Annotated in this window: 21 protein-coding genes and 1 tRNA gene; 6 read left to right on the top strand and 16 right to left on the bottom strand. The window is 66.6% G+C overall.

Features of this window, described 5'->3' with window-relative positions:
• Positions 1-107: 107 nt before the first annotated feature.
• The 5 genes from U0177_RS19615 to U0177_RS19595 form a co-directional block, all read right to left on the bottom strand.
• A complete protein-coding gene (locus U0177_RS19615; RefSeq protein ID WP_409572356.1) occupies positions 108-962 on the bottom strand; it encodes an energy-coupling factor transporter transmembrane component T family protein in 855 nt (284 codons plus the stop codon).
• A gap of 144 nt (positions 963-1,106) precedes the next feature.
• On the bottom strand, positions 1,107-2,066 hold the full coding sequence (locus tag U0177_RS19610) for an ECF transporter S component (protein WP_409572355.1): 960 nt from the start codon (positions 2,064-2,066) through the stop codon (positions 1,107-1,109).
• Entirely contained in the window at positions 2,053-3,744 is a 1,692-nt protein-coding gene (locus U0177_RS19605) for an ABC transporter ATP-binding protein (RefSeq protein ID WP_409572354.1), read from the bottom strand. The genes U0177_RS19610 and U0177_RS19605 overlap by 14 nt, the downstream gene beginning before the upstream one ends.
• A 537-nt stretch (positions 3,745-4,281) precedes the next feature.
• A complete protein-coding gene (locus U0177_RS19600) occupies positions 4,282-5,718 on the bottom strand; it encodes an ATPase domain-containing protein (RefSeq protein ID WP_409572353.1) in 1,437 nt (478 codons plus the stop codon).
• A 93-nt stretch (positions 5,719-5,811) separates the two neighbouring features.
• A complete protein-coding gene (locus U0177_RS19595) occupies positions 5,812-6,216 on the bottom strand; it encodes a response regulator (protein WP_409572352.1) in 405 nt (134 codons plus the stop codon).
• A gap of 346 nt (positions 6,217-6,562) precedes the next feature.
• On the opposite strand from U0177_RS19595, the gene U0177_RS19590 reads away from it, so the two are divergent.
• The 5 genes from U0177_RS19590 to U0177_RS19570 all read left to right on the top strand — a co-directional run bounded on the left by U0177_RS19590 (position 6,563) and on the right by U0177_RS19570 (position 12,438).
• Positions 6,563-7,348, top strand: a complete 786-nt coding sequence (locus U0177_RS19590; RefSeq protein ID WP_409572351.1) for a sortase — start codon at positions 6,563-6,565, stop codon at positions 7,346-7,348.
• 171 nt (positions 7,349-7,519) lie between these two features.
• Positions 7,520-8,575, top strand: coding sequence for a recombinase RecA (gene recA, locus U0177_RS19585; protein WP_409572350.1), 1,056 nt, complete (start codon positions 7,520-7,522; stop codon positions 8,573-8,575).
• Between the two features lie 90 nt (positions 8,576-8,665).
• Entirely contained in the window at positions 8,666-9,337 is a 672-nt protein-coding gene (locus U0177_RS19580; RefSeq protein WP_409572349.1) for a regulatory protein RecX, read from the top strand.
• A gap of 11 nt (positions 9,338-9,348) precedes the next feature.
• Positions 9,349-10,017 (top strand): MBL fold metallo-hydrolase, encoded by a 669-nt coding sequence (locus U0177_RS19575; RefSeq protein WP_409572348.1) that lies wholly within the window; start codon positions 9,349-9,351, stop codon positions 10,015-10,017.
• 726 nt (positions 10,018-10,743) lie between these two features.
• A complete protein-coding gene (locus tag U0177_RS19570) occupies positions 10,744-12,438 on the top strand; it encodes a CTP synthase (RefSeq protein ID WP_409572347.1) in 1,695 nt (564 codons plus the stop codon).
• 83 nt (positions 12,439-12,521) lie between these two features.
• Here U0177_RS19570 and U0177_RS19565 read toward each other — a convergent pair whose 3' ends face one another.
• The 7 genes from U0177_RS19565 to U0177_RS19535 all read right to left on the bottom strand — a co-directional run bounded on the left by U0177_RS19565 (position 12,522) and on the right by U0177_RS19535 (position 22,127).
• Positions 12,522-13,571 (bottom strand): RNA polymerase sigma factor RpoD/SigA, encoded by a 1,050-nt coding sequence (locus U0177_RS19565; protein ID WP_409572346.1) that lies wholly within the window; start codon positions 13,569-13,571, stop codon positions 12,522-12,524.
• 393 nt (positions 13,572-13,964) lie between these two features.
• Positions 13,965-14,041 (bottom strand) — tRNA-Pro (locus tag U0177_RS19560).
• A 185-nt stretch (positions 14,042-14,226) separates the two neighbouring features.
• The gene (locus tag U0177_RS19555; RefSeq protein WP_409572345.1) at positions 14,227-16,221 is read right to left on the bottom strand and encodes an acetyl/propionyl/methylcrotonyl-CoA carboxylase subunit alpha; all 1,995 of its coding nucleotides are present in this window, start codon (positions 16,219-16,221) and stop codon (positions 14,227-14,229) included.
• A 2-nt stretch (positions 16,222-16,223) separates the two neighbouring features.
• Entirely contained in the window at positions 16,224-17,018 is a 795-nt protein-coding gene (locus tag U0177_RS19550) for an enoyl-CoA hydratase-related protein (RefSeq protein ID WP_409572344.1), read from the bottom strand.
• Positions 17,019-17,054: 36 nt separating this feature from the next.
• Positions 17,055-18,677: an ATP-binding protein gene (locus U0177_RS19545; protein ID WP_409572343.1), complete on the bottom strand. Its 1,623-nt coding sequence runs from the start codon at positions 18,675-18,677 to the stop codon at positions 17,055-17,057.
• A gap of 282 nt (positions 18,678-18,959) precedes the next feature.
• A complete protein-coding gene (locus tag U0177_RS19540) occupies positions 18,960-20,459 on the bottom strand; it encodes an ATP-binding protein (RefSeq protein WP_409572342.1) in 1,500 nt (499 codons plus the stop codon).
• A gap of 249 nt (positions 20,460-20,708) precedes the next feature.
• Positions 20,709-22,127 (bottom strand): hypothetical protein, encoded by a 1,419-nt coding sequence (locus U0177_RS19535; protein ID WP_409572341.1) that lies wholly within the window; start codon positions 22,125-22,127, stop codon positions 20,709-20,711.
• A 274-nt stretch (positions 22,128-22,401) separates the two neighbouring features.
• Between U0177_RS19535 and lipB the strand changes: the two genes are divergently transcribed.
• Positions 22,402-23,073, top strand: a complete 672-nt coding sequence (gene lipB / locus U0177_RS19530) for a lipoyl(octanoyl) transferase LipB (protein WP_409572340.1) — start codon at positions 22,402-22,404, stop codon at positions 23,071-23,073.
• 167 nt (positions 23,074-23,240) lie between these two features.
• Here lipB and U0177_RS19525 read toward each other — a convergent pair whose 3' ends face one another.
• From U0177_RS19525 to U0177_RS19510, 4 genes are all read right to left on the bottom strand, one after another.
• Entirely contained in the window at positions 23,241-24,065 is an 825-nt protein-coding gene (locus U0177_RS19525) for a mechanosensitive ion channel family protein (protein ID WP_409572339.1), read from the bottom strand.
• Between the two features lie 22 nt (positions 24,066-24,087).
• Positions 24,088-24,426, bottom strand: coding sequence for a hypothetical protein (locus U0177_RS19520; protein WP_409572338.1), 339 nt, complete (start codon positions 24,424-24,426; stop codon positions 24,088-24,090).
• Between the two features lie 28 nt (positions 24,427-24,454).
• Positions 24,455-25,069 (bottom strand): RNA polymerase sigma factor, encoded by a 615-nt coding sequence (locus U0177_RS19515; protein ID WP_409572337.1) that lies wholly within the window; start codon positions 25,067-25,069, stop codon positions 24,455-24,457.
• Between the two features lie 115 nt (positions 25,070-25,184).
• A complete protein-coding gene (locus U0177_RS19510; RefSeq protein ID WP_409572336.1) occupies positions 25,185-26,348 on the bottom strand; it encodes an iron-containing alcohol dehydrogenase in 1,164 nt (387 codons plus the stop codon).
• Positions 26,349-26,494: the final 146 nt, after the last annotated feature.

The raw sequence follows: 26,494 nt of genomic DNA, 5'->3' as shown, positions 1-26,494 counted from the left end.
CATACAGCACGTGATCAGCTGGAGAAAGATCCCGGAGCACTAGCTCCCTCCAAGATCCTTCTTCAAAGCAGCAGGGCGTCTCGTGGCCGCCCCAGACCGCCGCGCCACTAGCGCGCCAGCGCCGAAAGCCAGGCAGGCACCCACAGGTCGCCAAAGCCGGGCAGCGCGAAGTTGAGCACCGTCACGGTCGCCAGCGTGCCCAGGCCGAGCGCCAGCAGCATGTAGTCGGGCAGGCGGTAGGCCAGCTGGTGGTACCAGGTGCGCTTGCCGGTATTGAAGGCGCGCAGGTCCATTGCGTCGATCAGCTCCTCGCCCTTGAGGATGGCGCCGATCGTCACCGGCACAATCAGCGGCGCCAGGTTACGCAGCGCGCGGATCAGCCCGCCGGCGCGCTCAAGCTCGTAGCCGCGGGCGCGCTGCGCGTCCATCGTGGTCGAAAAATCGTGAGCCAGGTTCGGCACAAAGCGGAATGCCAGGTCGGTGGCGACCGCCCAGGTGTCGCGCAGGCCCAGCGAGCGGAACGTAATGCCATAGCGCGCCGGGTGGATCGTATACGGAAACACCCCCACCAGCAGCGCCATGGTGCCCAGGCGCACGAACTGGCTGGCCGCAAACGCCAGCCGCTCGCTGCTGATCGTCAGCGCCAGCCAGCCCTGGCCGCCCTGCCAGAGGATATGCGTATCGCTGAAGACCCCCACCCCGCCCCGGCCGGTCAGAAATGTCACCACCGTAATAAAGGTGATGAACACGCCCATGATCGTCCAGAAGGCGCGCGTCTCGCCGAACGTCAGCCGGCTGGCGCGGTACTGGATCAGCGCGGCCGCCAGGAACAGCAGCAGAATGCGCAGATCCCACACCTGGATGATCGCAAACAGCAGCGCCAGCATGAAGATCAGCCGCGCGCGCGAGTCGAGCCGCTGGTAGGCGGTGCCGCGCTCTTTATACTTCCAGGTGACAATCATAGCGCCCTACGATGCCTTGTGCTTGCCCGCGCCTGCGCGTTGCTGGGCCGAAGGCCGTTGCACGAGCCGAGCCCGCCGCTCGCGCCAGGCGCGCAAGCGGCGGGCAGGTGGTTGAATCCGCCCTAGCAGCTGCGCCGCAGCGCGCTAGCGGCCGCTGCGCGCCCGCGCCGCCGTCCAGGCCGTCAGCAGGATCGGCAGCAGGATCAGCACATTGATCAGATTCGAGCCAGCCGCCGGCACGAACTCGCCAAAAAACGCCAGCGCCGGGCTGGTGCCGTTCTGGAACACCCCGCCAAACGCCGCGAAGCCAATGCCGATGATAATGCCCAGCGCGCCCCAGACCTCGGCTGCGGCCAGCTCCTCGCGCTTGGCGAACAGATAGCGCGCGCCCACCGCCAATACGCCGCCCAGCAGCGGCAGCCACCACAGCGGGCCGACCGGATTCTCGTTGCCGTTGAAGTCGGTAACCGTGAAGCTCGCGTTCGTCACCAGCAGCAGCGTGGCCAGCAGCGACAGCGCCGCCACCACGATCGTCACCACGTCGAGCGCGCGCCGGCGGGTGCTGAACGCCACGATCAGGCCCGGCACCAGGCCCATCAGGCCGTTGCCCACATCCCACAGCGGGTACACACCCCAGCCGGTGAGCGCGTCGCCCAGCACATTGCCCACGAAGCCGCTGAAGAAGCCCACCAGCGGCCCAAACGCAATGCCGAAGAACACCGGAATCACCACCGCCGGCCGCAGCGCCACCAGGCTGATCGACGGCAGCTGGATGATGTTGGTCGCCCACGAGAGCACGCCATACAGCGCGGCGCCAATCGCGGCATACACCACCTCGCGCGTCCCAAACTGCCAGATCGGCTTGGCCGCCAGGCCAACATACAGCCCGTACAAGATCACCGCCGTCGCCGCGATCACGCCCAACCAGCGCGAGAGCGGCAGCGCCGCGTCGTCGGTGGCGCCCTGCGCCGTCGCCACAAAGCCGCCGAGGTACAGCAGCACAATTGCGGCGATGGCGATGATCAGCAGCGGCAGCAGCGGCCGCACCCAGCGGTTCTGCGCCGTGCTGTTCCGCCCGCTGGCGGCCGGTTCACTGATGCTCATGGTGTCCTCCTTGGTCTGTTGGCTTGCCTGCCGCGGCTGACACGGCCGCAGCATGTTCGATATCAACAGTGCCGCGCTGGATCGCGGCGATCTGCTGCACCCCCATGAACCGGCCGGTGCGCGGCAGCAGTTCCAGATTCAGCTCCAACAGCGTCGTTGGGAGAACATTACAACGTCGTAGCAGCCTGGTGTCGCTCAGCACTGCCTCAGGCGCGCCGTCGCCAACAACTTGGCCGTCGTTGAACAGCAGCACGCGGTTCGCGTATGTCAGCGCCAGGTCGAGGTCGTGCGTCACGAATATCACCGCGTCAAACGCACCCAACGCCGTGACTTCGTCCATAAACCGGGTGGCGCTGGCGTAGTCCTGGCCGGCGGTCGGCTCGTCCATCACCAGCACCCGGCTCTGCATGGCCATCACCGCCGCGATGCCCACGCGCTTCTGCTGCCCAAACGAGAGGCTCAGCGGCGCGCGCTCCAGCAGCTGCCCCAGCCCGGTGGCCGCCAGCGCCCGCGCGGTGGCGCGCTCGATCGTCTGCGCGTCGGCCCCCAGGTTGCGCGGGCCAAACGCCAGCTCTTCACGCACGCTCGGCGCGAAGAGCATGTGTGTCGGGCTTTGAAACACATACCCGACCGTGCGCGCCATCTGCGCCACTGTGGCATCGCGCGTGTCGCGGCCCTCGACGCGCACCCGGCCGGCGCGCGGCCGCAGCAGCCCAAGCGCATGCTTCACCAGCGTCGATTTGCCCGAGCCGTTTGGCCCCAGCAGCGCGATCACGTCGCCCTTGCGAATATCGAGCGATACGCCCTTCAGCACCGCGCGGCGCTCGTCGTCGTACCAGAACTCCACCTGCTCGAATGCGATGATCGGCTCGGCCTGCGCCGCTGCCGCGCCAGCGGCAGCGGGCCGCGCTGGCATAGGCGGGCGCTCAAGCAGCCGCGCCACCGCCGTCGGCGCCGGTAGCTTCACCGCCAGCGGGTCGGCTGCGCGCAGCAGCCCGGCGGTGCCGCCCTGGTAGATCTGGCGCCCGCCCTCAAGCAGCAGCGCCTGGCTCGGCTGGCTGTGCAGCGCGTCTTCGACGCGGTGCTCCACCAGCAGCACGCAGCGCCCACGCTCGGCCTGCGCGCGGATCACCTCGATCGCCGCGTGCGCCGCCAGCGGGTCGAGGCTTGCGAGCGGCTCGTCGAGCAGCAGTACCTGCGGCTCCATCGCCAGCAGCCCGGCCAGCGCGACTTTCTGCTTCTCGCCGCCCGAAAGGTGAAAGGTCTCGCGGCCCTTCAGGTGCGCAATGCCCAGCTCTTCCAGCGCCGCATCCACCGCCGCGCGGATCCGCGCGCGCGGCCAGCCCAGGTTTTCTGGCCCAAACGCTACTTCCTCGGCGACATAGCTGGCCACAATCTGCTTCTCGGGGTCCTGCTGCAGCGTACCGATCAGCTGGGCGATCCGCGCCAGCGAGAGCCCCGCCGTGGCCTGGCCCCGCACATGCACCGTGCCGCTGAGCTTGCCGCGGTACGAGCGTGGGATCAGCCCGTTGATGCAGCGCAGCAGCGTCGATTTGCCACAGCCGCTGCTGCCGGCGATCAGCATGATCGCCCCACCCTCGGCCGTAAGGCCGATATCTTCAAGCGCGGCGGTGTCGGCGGCCGCATACTGAAAGCTGAGCTGGTTGATCTGTAGCATCGCTTCGTGTCGATAGCTGGCCGACCGCCTGTCGTGGGCGACAGCGGTATCGCGCAGCTGGCGTACGCCAATCCTAGCCGGCGCGCTCGCATCGAGCGGCGGCGTTGTTGCACTACTTAGCCTGGATGACACGAATATAACGTGCTTGCTCGGGTTTGTCAAAACCGGGGCTTATTTTAATTTTATTTATCAAGATTGTCAAGTTTAGCGCAGCACGGCTGGTTGCGCCGGGGTGGGGGTGCGGGCGGCGGCGAAGCCGCCCCCGAAATTGCTTTAGGTCTTACATAGCGGTACTATTCTACGTATCGTGTGCGGTTTTCCGCGCGGAGCGCGGAAACCGCACACAAAAGATAAACAAGTACCATGCTGCCGCAGGCCCAATCTCGTACTCTGAGGAACCCGAGTCACGCAAGTGCGTAACTCCATATTCTTTTAGGGATGCCCTGCCCGGCTTCACCGGGCAAGGCATCCCTAAAGAAAAATGATCAAACCGAGCTGGTCTGAGCCAGCGCAGGTAGAGGAGGGCGAGCCGCGCGATCAGGTAGTGGTGGGCGAGCCGCCTGGCGCCAGCCGCCGCTGCACAGTATCTTCGAGCGGCGCCAGGTGTATGCCCGCGCTATCGAGCACCAGCTCGTACAGCGTGCGATCGAATATGCTCAGGCGCATACGCAGCACGCCCAGCACCCGGCGCAGCGCCCCGCCGATCTCATACTGCTGGATCACCAGCACATTATCGCCCAGCACCGATGTTGGCGTGTTCGAGAGGTTCACGCGCAGGCCATCGAACGGCGCGATCTCGATCATATACATGCTGGTGATCTGGGCGCTATAGGTGATATCGCTGAGCGCGCTGAGGTAATCGCGCGTGCGCTCGCCAAGCTCGTGCAGCAGCGAGGCCACGTCGTCTACCACCAGCCGCGCCACCTTTTGCTCAGCCAGCTCGTCCAGCAGAATCCCGGCGAATCGGTCGGGGTTCAGCTCCACCGCCGAGAGCCGCAGCAGGCGCACGCTGCCGCGCGCCACCGCGCCCCGCAGATCGAGGCCGAAGGCTGCGGCTTTCAGCTCAAGCTGATCCGGCTGCTCGGCGAACGAGATAAACAGGCTGGCCGCCTCGGGCCGCGCATTGGCCACCGCCCAGTAGAGCCCGAGCATGGTTTTGCCCACGCCGGGCGCGCCCGCCAGCAGCGTGGTCGTGCCCACGTTCGGGCCGCCGCCCAGCAGATGGTCGAGCACGGGCAGCTCAAACGGCACCCGCGCGTCGCTGAACTGCTGCGGGCGCGCCGGCAGGAAGCCTTCGATCCGGGGAAATACACGCACGCCCTGGGCATCGATCTGGTAGCTGTGCAGCCCAGGCCACTGCGCCCGCCCGCGCAGCTTCACCACCTCCAACAGCCGCCGGTGGTAGCGGCCCTCGGTTCGGTAAACCATCCCGATCGCCGCGTCGGCCACCGTCATCTCGGTATATAGGTGCGGGTCGCGCACTTCGCCGGCGATTGTCACCAGGATCGTCACGTCGAGGTAGCGGATCTGGGTGGCCAGCGCCGAGAGCATGGCGCGCATGCTCTGCCCGCCCGGCAGCAGCGGGTCGGCGCCTTGGAAGCCGTCCAGCAGCACAATATTGGCGCCGCTCGTGCGGATCAGCCGCGCCATCGCGGTCGACGGCAGGCTGTCCTCGGCCGTAAGCTGGCTGGCCAGCGTCAACACCTGCACGCCGTTGCTCAGCAGGCCGGCATCAAAGAATGTAAGCGAGCGCATATGCTGGATATACTGCTCGGCGCCCTCCGAGAACGAGGTAAACACGATCGCCCTGTGGCCCTGGCGCGCGGCGTGAAAGATAATCTGGCTGGCAAGCACAGTTTTGCCAGCGCCTGGCGCACCGATCAGCACCACCAGCGACGGCCGGCTGAGCCCGCCGCCTAGAATAGTGTCAAGGCCGTAGATGCCAGTCGAAACCAGATCTTCCGCGTTTGTCATAGGGACACTGTTCTCCACACATAGCGCCGCTGGAATCAGGCTTAATGCCCGCCAAGGCTACCTCTATCACCGCCTCGCGCCCGCCCGTCGTCACTACGCTAGTTGTACCTTGCGCACAACCTCCACGACCTGGTCAATAGCGAATGGCTTGTGAATCACCGCCGCGAACAGATCATCCACATTCTTTGGCATCGCCGCCGACATCAGCACCAGCGGAATTGCCTGGGTATCAGCGTTTGCGCGCACCCGCCGCGCCAGCTCGATACCGCTCATGTTCGGCATCATCAGGTCGGTCAGAATCAGCGCCACTGGGGCGCGCTGAACCAGGTAGAGCGCGGCGGCGCCATTGCTGGCGCTGAGCACGGCATAGCCTGCCTCTTCAAGCACATCGCGCAGCAGATCGAGAATGACAGGCTCATCGTCCACAATCAGCACCTGCGGCTCGTGGCCAGGCGCCTGATCATCGATCGATGGCGGTCGAGTATTCCCAGACGACATGCACACTCTCTTCGCACGAACGGCCGCTGGCACAAACAAAGGTTGCACCGCAAATTCCATACCATTAGTGAACGATGAGAATCGCGCTCCTGGCCGCGCCTGGCTTGATAACAGCTTGGCCAGGGTGGTATACTGAAGCCGCAGGCGCCTGCGCTATGGCAATAGCGCGCCTCAAAGCCGGTACCGTGGCATGCAAACTGCAGCTATCGCCTGTGTTCGCCGCCGCAGCGTCAGCTCCGGGTAAAGAAACATGCGTCGTTTTTGGATCGTGAATCGCTCAGCCTCCGCCGCTAAGCTGCCCGCGCCTGGGCGTCGCTTCGGCGCGGGCAGCAGCCATGGTTCCGCCTTGAGCGGCCGCGCCAGGCTGCTCTGGACATTCGGCAACCTGTTCATGCTGGTCGGCGTGGTGCTGCTGCTGTACGTCGGCGGGATCTACAGCCAGGCCGAGTACGAGCGCTACGCCGCACGCGGCGATACCGACTTGCCCGCCCCCGCGCCGATCGTGCCGCAGGTCGATCAGGAGCCGGCCCCGTTTACCGCGCCAGTCCTCGGCTCCGCCGCCGCCGACGGCGAGGCCGGCGGCCAGGTGGTAGGCCCGATCCCCAGCGTCAACCCCGATCACCGCTCGGCAATCACCCGCGTCGCGATCCCCAGCATCCACGTCGACTCAAAAGTCGTCGAGGTTGGCTGGGAAGTGAAGCAGCAAGACGGCCAGGAGGTCGCGCTGTGGCAGGTAGCCGAGTACGCCGTCGGCCAGCATCGCGGCTCGGCAAACCCCGGCGACGGCGGCAATATCGTGCTGGCGGGCCACGTCGGCGGCTACGGCAAGGTCTTTAAGGATTTATATTACGTCAAGCCGGGCGACCAGATCACGCTCTACAGCGCGGGCCAGCAGTACCTCTACACCGTCAGCGAGCGCATGCTCGTCACCGAAGAGGGCGTTTCCCCCGAACAGCACGCCGCGAACGCCCAGCTGATCGCTCCAACCGATCGCGAGATGGTCACGCTCGTGACGTGCTGGCCGCCCAAAGGCCCCGATAAATTCACCCAGCGCGTGGTTGTGCGCGCACTGCCCTTTAGCCCCGCCTTCGCAGCGCAATCGCCAGCGCAGAGCAGCTGGACGATCCGCTAGCTGGCGCGTATTTCGCCGAATAAAACACTTGTTCAGAGCGAACGTTCGTGCTATAATCGTGATGCAGTGGCACGCCCACACCCTGCTTTTGACAGGGCTGGCACGGTGTAGTAAAGTTTGAGCATCTAAGGAGTAGCACGAGTGAGTACGCAAAACGGAGGAGCGCCCGCGATGGCCATTTCGCCCGAGAAAGAAAAGGCTTTGGCCGCAGCCATGAGCCAGATCGACCGCAAGTACGGCAAGGGCTCGATCATGAAGATGGGGGAGGCCAGCTCGAAGCTGAGCATCGATGTCATCCCCACCGGCGCGATCGCGCTCGACATCGCCCTGGGCGTCGGCGGCGTGCCACGCGGCCGCGTCATCGAGATCTATGGCCCCGAGTCGAGCGGCAAGACGACGCTTGCCCAGCATATTGTGGCCCAGGCCCAGAAGATCGGCGGCGTCGCGGCGTTCATCGACGCCGAGCACGCCTTCGACCCGATCTACGCCGCGCGCTGCGGCGTCGACACCAACAACCTGCTGGTGTCGCAGCCCGATTTTGGCGAGCAGGCGCTCGAGATCTGCGAGATGCTGGTGCGCTCGAATGCCGTCGATATCATCGTGATCGACTCGGTGGCCGCGCTGGTGCCGCGCGCCGAGATCGAAGGCGACATGGGCGACTCGCTGCCCGGCCTGCAGGCCCGCCTCATGAGCCAGGCGCTCCGCAAGCTCTCGGGCGCTATCAGCAAGTCGCGCACCGTGGTGGTCTTTCTCAACCAGCTGCGTATGAAGATCGGCGTGATGTTCGGCTCGCCCGAAACCACCACCGGCGGGCAGGCGCTGAAGTTCTACGCATCGGTGCGCATGGATATCCGCCGCATCGAGACGCTGAAATCCGGCCAAGAGGCCATCGGCATGCGCTCGCGCGTCAAGGTTGTGAAGAACAAGGTCGCGCCGCCGTTCCGCCAGGCCGAGTTCGACATCATGGCCAACGAGGGCATCTCGCGCGCCGGCAACATCCTCGACGTCGCCACCGAGCTGGAGATCATCCGCAAGAGCGGCGCCTGGTTCTACCTTGGCGAAGATCGCCTCGGCCAGGGCCGCGAGAATGCCAAGGCGTTTCTGAACGAGAACCCGGCCCTGGCCGACGAGATCGAGCGCCTGATCCGCGCCCAGGCCATGGTTGTGCCGGCCGCCGCTGCGAGCACCGCAGAGGGCGACGACGGCGACGGGCTGTTTGAAGAATAGCGTCGAGCAATCGGCATTGCAGCATGAGTTTTCTGTTCTGAGTCGGGTGCGCTCGGCTCAGAACGAAAACTCATGCCGTTTCATGGGCCTATGCCAGCTGGAACGATCACGAGCCTGCGGGCACAACTGAATGACCCCGAGCGCGTGAATGTGTTCGTCAACGGCGAGTTCGCCCTTGGCGTGAGCCTCACCACGATCACCCGCGCTGGGCTGCACGTGGGCAAAGTGCTCGGCGAAGCCGAGTACGCGCAGCTCGAGCAGATCGAGAGCGGCGACAAAGCCTTTCAGGCCGCGCTGCGCTTCCTCGAAGCCCGCCCGCGCTCGGTCGCCGAGATCCGCACCCGCCTCGGCCGCAAGGATTTCGCGCCCGAGGCGATCGATAGCGCGCTCGATCGCCTGGCTCAGCTCGGCCTGGTCGATGATGCCGCATTCGCGCGCTTCTGGGTCGAGAATCGCCTGGCCTGCCGCCCGCGCGGCGCCAATGCCCTGCGCGACGAGCTGCGCCGCAAGGGGATCGACAGCGAGACCGCCGGCGCAGTGCTGACCGACCAGGCGCTCGCGGGCGACGAAGCCGAGCGCGCGCTGGTGGTAGCACGCGGCGCCCTACGCAAATACGCCGACTCGGCCGATCGCCAGGCCTTCACCCGCCGCATGGGCGGCTACCTGCAGCGGCGCGGCTTCACCTTCGACGTGATTCGCCCAATTATCGACCAGCTGTGGGCCGAGGCGCACGGCACCACATCGGACGAAGAAACAAGCTAGAGACATAGACTATGCCAGACATTCAGTATCTTGGCCATTCTTGCTTTCGGCTGCGCGGGCGCGACGGCATTGTGCTCTGCGACCCATTCGACCGCTCGGTTGGCATCGAGATTGGACGGCCCAGCGCACACATCGTCACCGTGAGCCACGCCCACCCGGATCACAACAATGTCGCCGCAGTGAAGCCCATGCGCGAGCGGCTATTTCTGATCGAAGGCCCTGGCGAGTACGAGGTCGGCGGCGTGATGATCGCCGGCGTGCGCACATTCCACGACAAGCAGCGCGGTGCCAGCCGCGGCGGCAATACCGTGTATGTGATCCATCTGGACGACGTGGTGTTTTGCCATTTAGGCGACCTGGGGCACGAGCTGACGACGCACCAGATCGACGAGATCGGCAACGTCGATGTGCTGTTCGTGCCGGTTGGCGGCGACGAGACAATTGGCCCAGCCGAGGCCGTCGGCGTGATCAGCCAGATCGAACCGCGGATCGTCATTCCTATGCATTACGCCCTGAGCGACCAGCGCAGCTTCACCTCGGAGCTGGCGCCACTCGAGAAGTTCACGCACGAGGTGGGCCTCAAAGAGATCGTTCCTGAAGAAAAGTTAACTATCACCGCCACAAACTTGCCTGCAGATGAAGAGGAAACACGCTTCATTATTATGAAGCCTAGTAGCTGACCGCTATGTCGTATAGGGCTAGCCAAAGCACCGCAAGCGGTGGTATAATGATTGCGGAGGTGAGTCTATCTGGCGAGGACATATTACAAGTACGTCACACTTTCAGCCAGGCACCTCGAGGCTGCTATGGACATTGGAGTGGACTGTCGATTTAGCCAGGGAAGGTTACAAACTCGGCGCCGGCGGGTGAACCTGCCGTGCCGCTGGCTCATTCCTCCCCTTGTTCCTGGCGGCTACCGGTTTTTCCTTGGCATCTGCGGCTGGCATCGCCTCCGTCGAAAACCATTCCGCAAGCTCAGCGCCAAACATACCTTGCTTGAGAGGAAGGTCGCATTGCCTTCCTCTCTTTTCTTTTGCCCGCAGCCGGTACGGTTACTGTTTGATTACGGCACTGAGATGCCGTATAGCGCATCGGCGTGACTTTTCGGCATTTGCGGCGTCGTCAAGTGCAAGCAAATCGAGCGCGTAGCATTGTCAAAAAGCACTACTCACTCGTTATTATAAGGAGGCAAGGGGTAGCGCACGATGTAAGCGGCCGACGCGCCCTGCAGAGCAGCAATGACATCACGATTGACGACAATCTACTACCAGCTGTCAGGTGCGGGTCCGTTCGATCGGGGGAGCTGAACGACCCGTATTGTTTTTACTAGAGATAGTAGTAAGTGTACGACGATGAAGCACGATCTGAGTCAGCCGATTGACCAGCAAAAAGGAGCGACAGCAGCAATGGCAAAGTACATCTTCGTCACAGGCGGCGTGGCATCTTCCGTGGGCAAGGGTATCACCGTTGCGTCGATCGGGCGGCTGCTCAAGAGCCGTGGCTTGCGAGTCTCGGTTCAGAAGCTAGATCCATACATCAATGTTGATCCGGGTACAATGTCGCCCTACCAGCATGGCGAGGTATTTGTCACTGAAGACGGCGCCGAGACAGACCTGGACCTGGGGCACTACGAGCGATTTATCGACGAAAACCTTTCGCGCCTGAGCAATGTCACTACCGGGCAGATCTACTCTTCGGTGATTCAGAAAGAGCGGCGCGGCGATTACCTTGGCGGCACGATCCAGGTGATTCCACATATTACCAACGAGATCAAGGGCCGGATCGCCGCAGTGGCGCGCCAATCGAACGCCGACGTGGTGATCGTCGAGATCGGCGGCACGGTGGGCGATATCGAGGGCCTGCCGTTTCTTGAGGCTATTCGCCAGATGCGTAAAGATGTCGGCCGCGACAACGTGCTGTATATTCATGTCACGCTACTGCCGCATATCGGTGCCACTGGCGAAGTCAAGACCAAGCCAACCCAACACTCGGTTATGGAGCTGCGCCGCGTTGGCATCACCGCCGACGTGATCGTCTGCCGCGCCGATCACCCGATCTCCGACGAGATCCGCGAGAAAGTAGCGCTGTTCGCCGACGTCGACGTCGAAGCGGTGATCCCGATGCACACCGTCGAGACGATCTACGAGGTGCCGCTGGTGCTCGAGGAGACCGGCCTGGGCAACTACTTGGTATCGCGGCTGGGCCTTTCCAATGCCGCAACGCCCGATCTGCGCGATTGGCAGCGGCTGGTACGGCGGATCAAAGCGCCAAAGCGGCGCCTGCCGATCGCAATCGTCGGCAAATACGTCGAGCTGCACGACGCCTACCTAAGCGTGGCCGAGGCATTGCGCCACGCCGGCCTGCATCAGAGCGTCGATGTCGAGCTGAAGTGGGTGTCGTCGGAGGTGATCGAGCGCGAAGGCCCGGAGGCCTGGCTGAACGACGTCTATGGCATTGTGGTGCCGGGCGGCTTCGGCTACCGCGGCGTCGAGGGCAAAATTGCCACGGCCGACTATGCGCGCGCCGCGAGCGTGCCCTACCTGGGGCTGTGCCTGGGCATGCAGTGCGCCACGATCGCGTTCGCGCGCCACGTGATGGACGATACGCTCGAGGCCAACAGCACCGAGTTCGTGCCGCAGACGCCGCACCCGGTGATCGACTTCATGCCCGACCAGCTGGATATCACCGACAAGGGCGGCACGATGCGCCTGGGCGTATACCCGTGCGTGCTGAAGCCGGGCACCAAAGCCGCCGCAGCGTACGGCACCGGCGAGGTAATGGAGCGCCACCGCCACCGCTTCGAGTTCAACAACAAGTATCGCAGCCTGCTTGAAGGCGCCGGCCTGGTGATCAGCGGCCTCTCGCCCGATGGCCGGCTCGTCGAGATCATCGAGCTGCGCGACCACCCATGGTACGTCGCGTCGCAGTTCCACCCCGAGTTTCTGTCGCGCCCGAACCGGCCGCACCCGCTGTTCCGCGATTTCATCGCGGCGGCCCTGCACACCTTCCGCGAGGGCGACCAGCGCCCGCTGCCGCTTGAGGAAGTGCTGGCGAAGAACGGCAACGGCAATGGCCTGCTGCATGCACTGCGGGCGAAGTAGCGCCCACAGCGCGCCCAACAGCAAAACGCCGGAACTCGAGCTGAGTTCCGGCGTTTTGCTGTAGCTGCGAATCGGCGCTGACGCTACTCAAGGTAATCGCGCAGATGCTGGCCGACCTCGGGGGCACGCAGGCGCCGCAGCGCCTCGGCCTCGATCTGCCGGGCGCGCTCGCGCGTCATCCCCAGCACCTTGCCCACCTCTTCCAGCGTACGGCGCTGGCCATCGGCCAGGCCATAGCGCAGGTCGATGATCCGGCGCTCGCGCTCGTTGAGGTGATCGAGCGCGGCCGCCAGGTCGCGCCGCAGCAGCTGCTGCGATGCCATCTCGGCCGGCGTGGGCAGCTCGTCGTCCTGCAGGAAGTCGCCCAGCGTGTGCTCGCCATCCTCACCCACCGGCGTCTCGAGCGAGACGGGGCGGCGGGCGGCCTCGAGCACGCGCTCGATCCGATCGATCGGCTGGCCCAGCGCCGTCGCGATCTCCTCGGCGGTAGGCTGGCGCTCGAGCGCCTGGGCCAGGCGCTCGGCGGCGCGCTTCACCTGCCCGACCGACTCGCTCATGTGCACCGGCAGGCGAATGGTGCGGCCCTGCTCGGCGATCGCGCGGGTGACGGCCTGTCGGATCCACCAGGTGGCGTACGTCGAGAAGCGGTTGCCCTTGTGGTAGTCGAACTTCTCGACAGCGCGCATCAGGCCGATGTTGCCCTCTTGAATCAGATCGAGCAGCGCCAGGCCGCGGCCGACATACTTCTTGGCGATGCTCACCACCAGGCGCAGGTTAGCCTGAATCAGGTGGCGGCGCGCCTCCTGGCCGCCGATCAGGTCGGCGCGCAGCGCGGCGCGCAGCTGCGGGCTCAGCTCCTCGGCCAAAGCCTGGCGCTGCGCCGCAGCCTTGCCGCGCTCCATACGCTCGGCCAGCTCGACCTCCTCGGCTGCGCTGAGCAGTGAAACCCGGCCAATCTCTTGCAGGTAGTGCTGTACAGAGTCAAGCGACGGCTCAGCCGGTAGGGCCGCCTCTTCCAATATATCGTTTGCTAGCTCTTCGACATCGGCGATCGCCTCGACAGTCGGCTCTTCGTTCTCGTCGGGGCGCTCGTCGAGCTCCCATGCCTGCTGCTCGTTGTATGTGCGCTTCATCACTCGGCACCTCCAAGAGACACAGCGCGGCTCCTCCCGAAGCGGAAGGAGCCGCGCCCTCATTATGGTTCTGAGACAGTCGTGCTCGGCGAACTTGGCCGAACACTACGCGATTACGCTTGTCATCAGAGGGTGCGACACATTATGGGGCTTTCCGCATAGAAAGCCCTGCGCAGATTATACACCCACCTGCGCAGTTTGTCAATATTTTTCGACGCACCTGGCACTCAAAAACAGTACCAGCGCAGCTTGCTAGTAGAATACCCGCTTATAATACGTTTGACACCGGCTAGTTGGATGCATGGCGCCGCAGCAGCGGCACACGCACGTACCTCTGACGCATTGCTGCAAGATATGGGCCACGAAGCGAGGGAAAGACGAAGGAGTGAGAGGTGGTCGGGGCGGAGGGATTTGAACCCACGACCCCAGCGTCCCAAACGCTGTGCTCTACCAGGCTGAGCCACGCCCCGACACTCCGTTGATCATACGTGATGAGTATGCCTTTGTCAAATCGCCTGCTTGCGCGGCGCACCTGCCACGGGCGCAAAGGCGCCCACAGCGAGCTGCACATATCAGACGGCGGCGCTCACGTTTTTGTTGCACCGCAGCGCGCGGGCAGGCGCGCTACGATCATGTCTCGGCTGAGGCTATTTCGTTACACCGCGGCTTCGTCGAGCTCGACGAGCACGGCGCCTTTGGCCACCAGCGCGCCTGCGGCGTAGCAAACCTGCTGAACCAGGCCGTCGTAGGGAGCGACGACCACGTGCTCCATTTTCATGGCCTCGAGCACCACCAGCGGCTGCTGGGCGGCCACGGCCTGGCCCACCTCGACAAGCAGCTTGACGACCGTGCCGGGCATAGGCGCGGCGAGCGAGGCGTGGCCGTGCGCGCGCCCCGCGCCGGTGCCTAGCGTGTCGACGCTGAGCGCGGCGGCGCGCGCCAGCCGGTAGCTTGCGCCGCGCCAGCCGACCAGCCGGGCGCCATCGGCGTCGCGGGCGAGTGTGAAACGCGCCTGGGCCGCGCCCGCAGCCAGTATCAGCTCGCCAGGGCGCGCCGACACGACCCGGCGCTCGTAGGCTGTGCCGCCGAGCGTAACGAGCCAGCCGCCGGGCTGGCGCGCGGCGCCGACGGCATACTCGCGCTCGCCAGCGGTGTAGCGCAGGGTGGTCGTGTCGCCGAGAGGGCGCCAGGCGCCAGCGCGCCAGGGATTGGGCTGCACATCATCAGCGGCGGGGCTGCTCGCCAGCACGTCGCCGATCGCGGCGGCCACAAGCACGTCGGCCGGCACTGGCTGATGTTCCTCCTCGATCTGCAGCCCGGCGTCGGCCAGAAAGCTCGTGGTGGTAGCGCCTGCGGCGAAATCGGGGTGGCTGGCGATCGCGCGCAGCAGCGGCAGGTTGGTGGTGAGCCCCAATACCGCATACTCAGCGAGGGCGCGGCGTAGGCGCTCGATCGCGGCGTTGCGGCTGGGCGCGGCGACGATCAGCTTGGCCAGCATGGGATCGTAGTGAACCGTCACCTCGTCGCCGGTTTCGACGCCGGCATCGTTGCGGATGCCGGGGCCAGCAGGCGGCGCAAACAGCGCGACCTGGCCGATCGAGGGCAGGAAGGTGACCGGGTCTTCGGCGTAGACGCGCGCCTCGATCGCGTGGCCGCGCTGCGCCAGGTCAGGCTGGGTGAAGGGCAGCGACGCGCCGGCGGCGATCGCGATCTGCAGCTGCACCAGGTCGACGCCGGCCACAGCCTCGGTAACCGGGTGCTCGACCTGGAGGCGCGTGTTCATTTCGAGGAAGTAGTAGCTGCCGTCTTCGGCGAGCATGAACTCCATGGTGCCGGCGCCGACATAGCCGGCGGCCTGGGCCAGGCGCACTGCGGCGTCGCCCATCTCGGCGCGCAGGCCAGGGCTGAGCGCCACGCTGGGCGACTCTTCGATGATCTTCTGGTGGCGGCGCTGGATCGAGCACTCGCGCTCGAACAGGTGCACGCAGTGGCCGTGGGCGTCGGCCAGCACCTGGATCTCGACGTGGCGCGGCCGCTCGATCAGGCGCTCGAGAAACACCGCGTCGTCGCCAAACGCCGCGCGGGCCTCGCGGCGGGCGCCATCGAGCGCGGGCTCGAGCTCGGCGAGGCTGCGCACCACGCGCATGCCTTTGCCGCCGCCGCCAGCGCTGGCCTTGATCAGCAGCGGGAAGCCGACGCGACGGGCCTCGTCGCGCAGCCGCTCGATCGCCTGGTCGTCGCCCATGTAGCCAGGCGCGGTGGGCACGCCCGCCTGCTCGGCCAGGCGCTTGGCGGCGATCTTCGAGCCCATCAGCTCGATCGCCTGGGGCGGCGGGCCGATGAACACAACCTCGGCGGCGGCGCAGGCGCGCGCGAAGTGGGCGCGCTCGGAGAGAAAGCCATAGCCGGGGTGGATGGCCTCGGCGCCGCTCTGCCGGGCCGCCGCGAGGATGCGCTCGGCGCTAAGGTAGCTATGCGCGGCGGCGGCCGGGCCGATCGGGAAAGCCGCGTCGGCCTGACGCACGTGGAGCGCGCCCGCGTCGGCCTCGCTATAGACGGCCACGGCGGCGATGCCCAGCTCGTGGCAGGCGCGAATAATGCGCACCGCGATCTCGCCGCGGTTGGCGATCAGAATGGTGTTGAAATACATCGCTAACGCTCAAGCACGGGCGCCCAGGATGGGCGGCGCTTTTCGAGAAACGCGCGCAAGCCCTCCTGGCCCTCGGGGCCAGTGCGAGCCGCGGCGATCGCCTCGACAACATAGGCGCGCGCGGCCTCGCGGTCGCGCGATGAGACGACGTCGAGCACGCGCTTGGCAGCGGCGATCGCGCCGGGCGCGCTGGTGAGCATACGCGCGGCCAGCGACCGCACGGTGGCGTCGAGATCGCCCGCGCTGGTGATCGCGTGCACCAGGCCGATCTCAAAGGCGCGCTCGGCGGTAAAGCGCTCGCCGCTGACGAACAGTGCGCGGGCGTGGCCAAGGCCGATCTTAGGCACCACATACTGAGCGATGACCGCCGGCAGCAGGCCGAGCTTCACCTCGGTGAAGCCAAAGCGCGCCGAATCCTCGGCCACCACCAGGTCGCAGCAGGCCACCAGCCCGGCGCCGCCGCCGAGCGCCGCACCGTGAACGCGGCCGATCAGCGGCTTGGGCAGGCTCCAGGCGGCGTCGAACAGCGCGTCGAGCGCCTGGGCATCGGCGACATTCTCGGCGTGGCTCCAGCCCAGGCTGGCGCGCATCCAGCGAGCATCGCCGCCGGCGCAGAACGACGGCCCGGCGCCGGCCAGGATCACGACGCGCACGCTGGCATCGGCGGCGAGCGCAGCGAAAGCAGAGCGCAGCTCAGCGATCATGGCTGCGTCGAAGGCGTTGTGAAGATCGGGCCGGTTGAGCGTGAGTGTGGCGAGCGGGGCAGCGATCGAGAGATCGATTGAGGTATACACCATTCCCTCTTCTTTGAAGGCGATTATGTCGTGGCGAGATTATAGCACGTCGCGCGGGGCCAGCGGGAGGGTAAAGAGGTAGGTGCTGCCGTGGCTGCCGCTGCTCTCGACCATCACCCTGCCGCCATGGGTTTCGACCACGAGCTTGCTGAAGGCCAGGCCAAGCGCGGGGGCCTTGCGCTCGTCGGGCATGACGCGCTGGTCGAACAGCAGCTCGCGCTGCTGCGGCGTGAGGCCGGGGCCCTGGTCGCTAATGCGCACGGCCATGACATCGCTCTGGCATTCGGTGCGCACCTGCACGGTACTGTAGGGCGGGCTCTGGCGCAGCGCGTGCTCGAGCAGGTGCACAAACGCGCGGCGCACCCGCTCGCCGTCGATCAGCACCACGCCGTCGCCGCTGTACTCGACCACCACCTGCACCGCGCCCTGGTGCTGGAGCGGCGTAGTCTGGGCGATGCCGGCATCGAGGATGGGGCGCAGCGGCAGCGGCGCGCGGCGCAGCGCGTTGGGGTTATGCTCAAGCTGGTTGATCTCGAGCATGGTGGTGACGAGCTCGAGCAGGCGCTGGCCGCTGCGCCGCGCGCCCACCAGCACACGGTCGGCGCCTTCGGGCAAATTCTGGCCGAGCGTCATCTCGAGCGCGGTGACCATCGAGGTCAGCGGGTTGCGCATCTCGTCGGCCAGCAGGCTGAGCAGCTCGCCGCGCAGGCGCGTGAGCCTGGCGCGCTCGCGGCGGTCGAGCAGCACGTGGGTGTAGCCTTCACCGCCAGCGGCCTCGTCGCGCGGCAGCTCGACGATATCGACGAACTGGGTGGGCGCGGTGGGGCCCATCAGGGTAGCGCGCAGCTGGTCGAAGCGCTGGCCGATCAGATCGCCGCCGGTGATCTCGACCCACAGCTCGCGCGCGGTCGCGTTGGCGCGCACCACCTTGCCAGCCGGGTTGATCGCGATCACGCCGTCGCTGACGTGCTGGAGCACGGTGTCGAAGTTGCGCTCGCGCTCTTCGAGGTCGGCCTGGGCCGCGTCGCGCGCCAGCTCGGCAGCCAGCCGGTCGTCGGCGGCGGCGAGCGCGGCGGCCTCGCCGTGCTGGAGCTGGCCGAGCAGGCGCGCAAGCTCGCCGCGCAGCGGGGCCAGGATCAGCGCCAGGAAGCCGAGCGCAACCGCGCCACTGGCGGCGCTGAGGGCAGCGCCAGGGGGCGGCAGGCCCAGCGCCAGCGCGGGCGGCGGCAGCTCGCCCGCAAGCGCGGCGGCACCAGCCAGCGCCCCAAGGGTAGCGAGCGTGGCAAGATACACGGCGGGCCGGCTCAGCAGCAGCGCGGCCAGCGCCACCGGGATGCAGGCAAACGGCAGCAGCGCCAGGGTGTAGCCGGGCAAGAGGTAGATCGCCAGCGCCAGCGCCAGCAGCACAAACGCGATCACCAGGCTGCCGGCGACGGTATAGCGGCGCACGCGGCTAAACAGATACGCGGCCAGCAGCCAGCCGCCGCCGAGCAGCAACGCCAGCGCGGGCAGCAGCGTCAGGTCGCCGAGGCGCCAATCGCCGCGCCCGAGGCCGACGCCTGCGATCACCGCAGCCGCCATGAGCAGGCCAATCACCAGCAGGCAGCTATTCAGCAGCTGGCTGCGGCGCAGGAGTTCTATGTCGGTTGAAGAGCGTACCATACGTGTCGGCGTGCCTGGCGCGTCTGCGCGCCGTCGGTTGCTTGGTTGCGTGCGAGGGCGCGCGGCCAGCCGCAAGCAGCGGCGGCGCACAGGCGCTCTCGCAAAATTATAGCAGCGCGCATGCCGAGCGTCTATGACATACGCATCTCAGTGGGGCGTCAGCTTGTCATCGTTTGTTCACGCGCGGGCGCGGGCGCGGCGCGCGCCAGGGGGTGCGCCCCGGCGCGCGCCGGCTGTGGCTGGCCGCAGCCAAGCGTACGGATGTGCGAGATAAAGGGCTATTCAGACGTGTGGAACCGCGCCGTGAAGAAATTGTAACTCGGGGACGGCGCCGTTGGTTTGTGGATCGAGCGGCAGAAACAGGCTGAAGCGGCTACCCAGGCCAGGCGTGCTTTCGACCTGCACCTGCCCGTCGTGCATCTCAGCGATCCACTTAACGATCGCCAGGCCCAGGCCGGCGCCGCCGCGCCCACGCGAGCGCGAGCGGTCGGCGCGGTAGAAGCGCTCGAAAATATGCGGCAAGTCGTCGGGGCCAATACCAACGCCGGTATCTGCCACGCTCAGCTCGGCCCTGTCGCCGTGCCGCGCCAGGCTCAGCGTCACGCTGCCGCCCGGCGGCGTGTGCTGCAATGCATTGATCCCCAGGTTCAGCAGCGCCTGCTTGATCCGGTCGCGGTCGCCGGGCACGACGATCTGATCTTCCTCGCCGATGCGCAGCTGCACGCCCTCGGCCAGCGGGCGCAGCTCGCGGTGCACCTCAAGCAGCAGCGTATCGAGCTCGACCGGCTCGTGGCGCAGCTGCACGCCGGCATCGCTCTGGGCCAGCAGCAGCAGATCGTTGGCCATGCGGATGAGGCGCGCGACCTCGCGGCGCATATCGGACAGCGACTCGGCCAGCAGCTGCGGGTCGCGCGCCGCGCCGCGGTCGAGCACCTCCAGGTTGCCCTGCATGGCCGCGAGCGGGGTGCGCAGCTCGTGCGACACATCGGCCACGAAGCGGCGCTGGGTGCCGAACAGCGCCTCGACGCGCGCCAGCAGATCGTTGATCGTGATCGTGAGGCGCTGCAGCTCGTCCTGGGTTGGGGGCACCGGCACGCGCCGGCTGAGGTCTTCGGCGCGCACGATGCTCTGGGCGGTGCGCGTGATCTCGTCGATCGGCCGGAACGCCGCGCGGGTGAGCCAGGTGCCGCCGCGCGCCGCCGCCAGCAGCACCACAACGCCGCCGCCGAACAGGGCGTAGAACAGCAGCTTAAGCGCAAGGTCGGCGTCTTTCATCGAGCGGGCGATCTGAAACACGCCAATAACCTTGTTGCGAAACATGAGCGGGGTGTACAGCTCGCGCATGCGCGGCTGGCCTACGCCGGCGCTCGGGTCGGGCGATTGGCCGGCGAGTGCCTGCTCGAGCAGCTGGCGGTTGGGCTCGAGCGGGTTTTGCGCGTTCGACGTGCGCTGCTGCAGCTCGCCGTTTTCGAGCAGAAACGCCTGCACTACCAGGCTCGTCGTCTCGAAGTTCTGCACCTGCGGGGCGCGCAGGCGCACCAGCCACTGCTCGCCGTCGAAGTAGGCGCGCGGCATCTGGTTGCTGTCGTCGAATTCTTGCTGGAGCAGCTGCGCGCCCAAGCGCAGCTCGTTGTCGATGCTGTTGAAGAGCGCCTGGCGGACGATCAGGTACAGGCCGATATCGAGGATGATCAGCGCCACAGCAAAAAACCCGACGTACGAGATCGTCAGGCGGCGGCGCAGCGGCATTGCCGCAATATGGCGTGAATCAGACAGTTTCATAGCTGTAGTGTAGCACGCCGGGCCACGCGCTGAGATAAGAGGTTGGTTAGGGTGCCGGGCCGGCACTCTTGCCCCCTGCTCTGCCGCACATGGAAGAAGGGATACTACGCTGTTCGCTTGATCACTTAGGGACATTGTGTTGCACTACGTGACTTCGCCACGTAGTGCAACACAATAAGAGGTTCGGGAGCGGCGAAGCCGCCCCCGAACCCCCACCATAAAGCAATTGTTCAGCAGTGAAACGAGGAGCTACTGCGGCGTGGGGTACACCGGCCGGTAGTAGGTGGTAGCGCCGTAGGTCTGGCCGTTGGGCGCCTTGATCGCGACATCGATGTAGACGGTGTAGTGATCCTTGCCATTCTCGACCGGGAAGCCGATCTCGGCCACACCTTCGGCGCCGGTGGTAGCCGGGCCGTAGTAGGCATCTTTGCCGTAGCGGTAGGCGATCGCATTAACCTCGGCGCCGCTCACGACCGCGCCATTGACGATCAGGCGCGCGCAGATCGAGTCGAACTGGTTGGGGTCGTTCGGCTGGTTCACGGTGACCCATGCCTGCGCGCCTTCGACAGGCGCCGGCGCATTGGCGGCGCACGCGCCGGTTGGCGTGGGGATGTTTGGCAGCACCGGGCCGCTGGGCGGCGGCTCTTCGAACGAGTAGCGCGGCCGGAAGTTCGTCGTAGCGCTGTACGCCTGGCCGCCCGGCGCGCTGAAGCTGACGTCGATCGCCACGACGTAGCGATTCTTGGCCTTGTCGATATTGAAGTCGATCTGGGCCTGGCCATCGGCGCCGGTGGTAGCCGGGCCATAGCTAAACGTCGCGTCGGAGTAGCGCGCGGTGGCCTTCACCTGAGCGCCGGCAACCGGCGCGCCGTTGACGATCAAGCGCGCGCAGACGGCGTTGTTGGTGGCGGGCGCGGCCGGCTCGGCGTCGGCGACCCACGCGGCGGCGCCTTCGGCGATGGCCGGCGCGTTCGGCGCGCAGCCGATCGCCTTGGCCGGCTTGCCGGCGGGCTGCGACTGCTGCGGCGCGGCATGGTAGGCATCGGCGCCCAGCAGGCCGAGCAGCACGTCGTAGGGCGCCTTGTTCTCGGGGTGGTACTCGAACTTAGCGCGCTGGAACCACTGCGTCAGGTACATCTGGCCGTCGGAGCCAGGCTCCATCTGCGGCTCGGAGATCGGGAAGCCGAACAGCGCGAGCGACTCGGCCGGGCTCTTGGCTTTTTTGTTGCCATCGAACTCAAGGCCATTGCTCGACCAGAAGCCCCAGAACTGCGGTGCGATCGCGTGGCCGGTCTCGGCGAAGTAGTGTGGCGCGCTCGGGTCGGCCTTCGGGAACGTCTGCCAGTCGCGGCCCTGCGCGGCCAGCCGGTCGGCGCCAAGCAGCCCGAGCAGCACATCGTAGGGCTTGGCGTTCTCTTTGTGCAGCTCGAAGCGCGCGCGCTCGAGGTACTGCACCTTGTACTTCTGATCGCCGACCTGCTCGTTCTTTGCCGGCGAGAGCGGCAGGCCGAACACGGCCAGCCCGCCGTTGTCGCGCCAGAACGAGGCGAACCGGAAGGTCAGGCAGTCGGGCACCTGTTGAAAACAGATTTCATTCGAGGCAGCCTGGGCCGGCGCTGCGGCGGCGAAAAGCGAGAAAAAACAAATGATCAACAACAAACGACGCACACGGGTCTCCTTTCAGCTTTGCTTGCGGCGGGCGTATAAGCGACCATTCAACAGATTACAATGCGGCCGCGGTTAGCAGGGCAGAGCCTGAATTGGTAGTGTTAAGTGTAACCCAAGGCGCCGGCAATTTCAATGAATATGGCGTTATCTTGGTGGCCGTGCCGCCGGCGCACACGCGGGTTTCGCTTGTTCAGAAGCGGCTGGACGCTCCAGGGCATCGGCGCGGCTGAGATGACAGTTTCGACATCGGGCGCGCAATGGTATACTACCGGGCATGACGAGCGCACCCACAACCGGCCGGCGCGGCGTGCATGTGCTACGCGCCGGGCTGATGGAGTACGAGGCGGCCTGGCAGCGCCAGCGCGAGCTGGGCCGGCTACGCTCGGCAGGCGCGATCGGCGATACGCTGATGCTTGTCGAGCACCCGCACACCTACACCTTCGGCAGCCGCCCCAAGCCCGAGCAGTTGCTGGTGCCGCGCGCGGCGCTTGCGGCCCAGGGCGTGGCGCTGGTCGAATCCGACCGCGGCGGCGACATCACCTACCACGGGCCGGGCCAGGTGGTCGGCTACCCCATTCTGAAGCTCTCGCAGCACGGCGGCGACGTGCTGCGCTACCTGCGCATGCTGGAAGAGACGATTATTGTGGCGCTGGCGAGCTATGGCGTGGCGGCCGGGCGCATCGCCGGCCTGACCGGCGTGTGGGTTGGCGAGGAGAAGATCTGCGCGATCGGCGTGAAACTGAGCGCCAGCGGCGTGACGCAGCACGGCTTCGCGCTGAATGTCGCCACCGACCTGCGTTTCTTCGCGCAGATCGTGCCGTGCGGCATTGCCGACAAGGGTGTGACATCGCTGGAGCGCGTGCTGGGGTACGCCCCGCCGCACGCCGAGGCCGAGCAGCGCGTGGCGGCAGCGTTTGGCGAGGTGTTCGGAGTCGCGCTGCTATAATATCTAGCAGTTACGCACTTGCGTGATTCGGCTTCCTCAAGATACGAGATCGCAGCCTGCGGCAGCATGGTACGTGTTCATCTTCTGTATGCGGTTTTTCCGCGCGGAGCAGGGAAGAACCGCATACAGAGATAGCTGAGAGCCCTCGGCAGCCGAGTGCTCGGGGGCTAGGCCGCAGGCGGCCGGGGGGCGCGCACGGTTGCCTCGATCAGCGTGCTGTTCGGCAGCACCACCTCGCCCTCGGCGGTGCGCAGCACGGTGTTAACGCTGCCAACTAGGCTGACCTCGCCGCGCACGTCGGCCACTGCGATCGGCTGGCCGGTGGCGAAGCGCTGGCGCAGGTAGTAGCCGGCCAGGATGTTGTACACCACCCCGCGCGCGCCGAGGCCCAGCGCCAGGCCCAGCGCCAGGCCAAACGCCGCGATCACAATCGTGATCGCCGTGACAAGGATGGCGGTATCGACGCCCAGCTGCCCGAGCGCCAGCACCACCACGAACAGGCTGATCATGTACTGCACCACCCGGCCCACGCGCGCAGCGTAGCTCAGGCCGCTGAGCGCGCCGACGCTCGCCACCAGATTGCCCACGAACTGCGCCACCACGCCGCCCAGCAAGAAAATGATCACTGCGGCGATGATGTTCGGCAGAAAGCCGAGCAGCCGCTCGAGCAGCACCGCCACCGCCGCCAGGCCCATCAGGCGCGTCGCGGTGATCAGGAACGACAGCAGCAGAAACGTGAAGATCGTCTGCGCCAGAATCCACGACAGCGGCGTCTTCACGCCCAGGCCACGCAGCGAGCCGGTGATGCCAGTGCGCTCGATCAGCGGGTCGAACTTGAGCTGGCGCAGGACGGTCGCCAGCACCCAGCGCACGACCCGCGCGATCAGGTAGCCGATCAGCAGAATGATCAGGCCATTGACCAGATTCGGTATGAAATTGATGATGTCGGTGACGATCTTGGTGAGCGCGTCGATTACAACTTGAAAGTTCATCACACCCCCAGCAGCGATGTCGTCAGGAAGGCTGTGCGGCGGCGGCCGGCTCGGGCGCCGGCAGCAAGCTAAACAGGATATTCAGCAGCTCAAGCAGCGCGCGACCAAGGCCCGTCAGCCCCAGGTCGAGCAGATCAAGCAGCGTGCGGTCGTCGCGGATGCGCGCCATCAAGCGCGCCTCGAAGCCCTCGGGCACGGCGATCTGGGCTTCGTGCAGGCGGCCAAGCAGCCGGCGCACGCGCCGGGCCAGCTCCACCTCGGCGGCGGCCTCGGGGTGCGCTTCGAGCCAGGCGTCCCACTCCGGCCCGGCCAGCACGCCATCGGCCAGGTCGGTCAGGTTCACATCTGCGGGCAGATCCACGGCGATTCCTCCTGAAACACGTGTGTGGCTAGCCAACGCGGCCGCTGGCCTGGCGCAAGCCGGGGCAGATCTGCTCGAGCGCGTGCTGGAAGGCCAGCCGGGCGCGGTGAATTCGCATCTTCGCCGCGCTGAGGCCCACCGCCATGATCTCGGCGATCTCCTGGTACGGCCGGTCTTCAATATCGCGCAAGATCAGCGCCGCCCGGCCAGTCGGGTCGAGCTCGGCGAGCGTTTTCTCGAGGCAATCCCAGACCTCGCGGCGCAGCGCCGCCTGCTCGGGGCCAGGCAGGCGCGTGTCGGCGTAGCGCGGCTCCTCGGCGCCGTCGTCGCCGGGCGGAGCCAGCGGTATGGTCTGCGGGCGGCGCTTCTGCCTGCTCAATGCGTCGAAGCAGGTATTCGTCGTCACGCGGTAGACCCACGACGTCAACGTGGATGGGTCGTCGAGCTGCCTGATGCCGCGGTAGATCTTGAGAAATGCCTCCTGCGCCTGATCTTCGGCGTCTTGCCGGTTGCCCATGAGCCGGTAGGCCGTAGAGAAGACCCGATCCTTATACATCGATACAAGCGTCTCAAAGGCGCGTGTGTCTTCAGGAAGGCCCTTCTGGCAGAGGCGCACCAGCTCCTCGGGCGCGATTGCCTCCATCAAGACTCCTTACCATTCGACAAGTGAAAGTTCTCTACGCTACCAAAACAGCGGCAAGTTGTCAACTCGGCACATATGCCAGGACGCCCTGCTACGTAGAAAGTCACTTTCGGCATCACAGTGCCGCGCCGATTGCCTCTTCCAGCTCGGCGGGCGCCAGCGCCACCGGGTTGGCGCGTGTGCTGCTGGCGCGGGCAGCCTGCTGGGCCAGCGCCGGCACGCCATCGGCCGCCAGGCCATAGGCCGAGAGGCGCGGGATGCCCAGCTCGGCCACCAGCTCGGCCAGCGCGCGCACCATGTCGTCGATCAGCGCGGCGCGCTCGCCGCCGCGCCCGAGCAGCACCTCGGCCGCGCGGGCGTAGCGCCGCAGCGCGGCGCCCTCGGGGTCGCTGCGGCGCAGCGCCGCGATAGCGCCGGCGCAGACGTGGGGCAGCAGCGCGGCGCAGGCGGCGCCGTGCGGCGCGGGGTAGCCGCCGCCCAGCGGCGCGGCGATGCCGTGGACGGCGCCGAGGCCGGCGTTGGCCAATGCCAGGCCGCTCAGCAGGCTGGCGCTGCTCATGGCCTCGCGCGCCTCGGCGTCGGCCGGGCTGTGGTAGGCGCGCCGCAGCGCCCAGGCCGCGCGCCCCAGGCCCTCGAGGCACAGGCCGTCGGTGATCGGCTGGGCGCGCGCCGAGACGTACGCCTCGAGCAGCTGCGTCAGCGCGTCGAGGCCGCTGCTGGCGGTGATGCTCGGCGGCAGATCGTGGGTGAGCGCCGAATCGACCAGCGCGACACGCGGCAGCAGCGAGGCGTGGCGAATGCTGGCCTTGGCGCGCTGCTCGGGCGCGGCCACCACGGCATTGCGCGTAGCCTCGCTGCCGGTGCCGGCGGTGGTGGGCACGGCAATCACCGGCAGCGCCGGGCGCTCGAGCGGCTTGCCGGCGCCGACGACCTCGAGGTACGCCAGCGCGCCGCCGTCGTTGGCGGCCAGCGCCGCCACCGCCTTGGCGGTGTCGAGCACGCTGCCGCCGCCGATGCCAACGACGACATCGCAGGCGTGCTCGCGGGCCAGCCGCGCGCCGGCCTCGACATCGGCGACTGACGGCTCGCCCGCGACCGCAAGCTCGGCGGCTGCAGCCACGCGGCGCGCCAGTTGCCCGGCCGGGCCGCCGCGCGCAGCGGCGCCGCGCCCCTGCACCAGCAGCGCGCGCCCGCCAAACGCGCGCGCCAGCTCGGGCAGCTCGCTCGACGTGCCCGGCCCGACGATGATCCGGCCGGCGGTGGCAAATTCGTAGCGCATAGATGCTCCTTATTCGCTCTCAGCTGACGCAGGCCCGCATTCACACGAGCGGAAGGTTGCCACAAAGCCTCAGAGCCTCGAAAGCGACTGGAGGCCACACATGCTTCGCGTTTTCGAGTCTTCGTGGCTATTTGACAGGACTTACG

It is taken from the genome of Kouleothrix sp., assembly GCF_046328425.1.
Classification (GTDB): domain Bacteria; phylum Chloroflexota; class Chloroflexia; order Chloroflexales; family Roseiflexaceae; genus Kouleothrix.
The sequence above is the reverse complement of the archived record's forward strand: the minus strand, read 5'-3'. Positions and strand labels throughout refer to the sequence as shown.

Coding starts and splice junctions, on each gene's coding strand:
- U0177_RS19615 (WP_409572356.1), bottom strand. CDS start 962: ATGATTGTCACCTGGAAGTATAAAGAGCGCGGCACCGCCTACCAGCGG.
- U0177_RS19610 (WP_409572355.1), bottom strand. CDS start 2,066: ATGAGCATCAGTGAACCGGCCGCCAGCGGGCGGAACAGCACGGCGCAG.
- U0177_RS19605 (WP_409572354.1), bottom strand. CDS start 3,744: ATGCTACAGATCAACCAGCTCAGCTTTCAGTATGCGGCCGCCGACACC.
- U0177_RS19600 (WP_409572353.1), bottom strand. CDS start 5,718: ATGACAAACGCGGAAGATCTGGTTTCGACTGGCATCTACGGCCTTGAC.
- U0177_RS19595 (WP_409572352.1), bottom strand. CDS start 6,216: ATGTCGTCTGGGAATACTCGACCGCCATCGATCGATGATCAGGCGCCT.
- recA (WP_409572350.1), top strand. CDS start 7,520: ATGGCCATTTCGCCCGAGAAAGAAAAGGCTTTGGCCGCAGCCATGAGC.
- U0177_RS19580 (WP_409572349.1), top strand. CDS start 8,666: ATGCCAGCTGGAACGATCACGAGCCTGCGGGCACAACTGAATGACCCC.
- U0177_RS19575 (WP_409572348.1), top strand. CDS start 9,349: ATGCCAGACATTCAGTATCTTGGCCATTCTTGCTTTCGGCTGCGCGGG.
- U0177_RS19570 (WP_409572347.1), top strand. CDS start 10,744: ATGGCAAAGTACATCTTCGTCACAGGCGGCGTGGCATCTTCCGTGGGC.
- U0177_RS19565 (WP_409572346.1), bottom strand. CDS start 13,571: ATGAAGCGCACATACAACGAGCAGCAGGCATGGGAGCTCGACGAGCGC.
- U0177_RS19555 (WP_409572345.1), bottom strand. CDS start 16,221: ATGTATTTCAACACCATTCTGATCGCCAACCGCGGCGAGATCGCGGTG.
- U0177_RS19550 (WP_409572344.1), bottom strand. CDS start 17,018: ATGGTGTATACCTCAATCGATCTCTCGATCGCTGCCCCGCTCGCCACA.
- U0177_RS19545 (WP_409572343.1), bottom strand. CDS start 18,677: ATGGTACGCTCTTCAACCGACATAGAACTCCTGCGCCGCAGCCAGCTG.
- U0177_RS19540 (WP_409572342.1), bottom strand. CDS start 20,459: ATGAAACTGTCTGATTCACGCCATATTGCGGCAATGCCGCTGCGCCGC.
- lipB (WP_409572340.1), top strand. CDS start 22,402: ATGACGAGCGCACCCACAACCGGCCGGCGCGGCGTGCATGTGCTACGC.
- U0177_RS19525 (WP_409572339.1), bottom strand. CDS start 24,065: ATGAACTTTCAAGTTGTAATCGACGCGCTCACCAAGATCGTCACCGAC.
- U0177_RS19515 (WP_409572337.1), bottom strand. CDS start 25,069: ATGGAGGCAATCGCGCCCGAGGAGCTGGTGCGCCTCTGCCAGAAGGGC.
- U0177_RS19510 (WP_409572336.1), bottom strand. CDS start 26,348: ATGCGCTACGAATTTGCCACCGCCGGCCGGATCATCGTCGGGCCGGGC.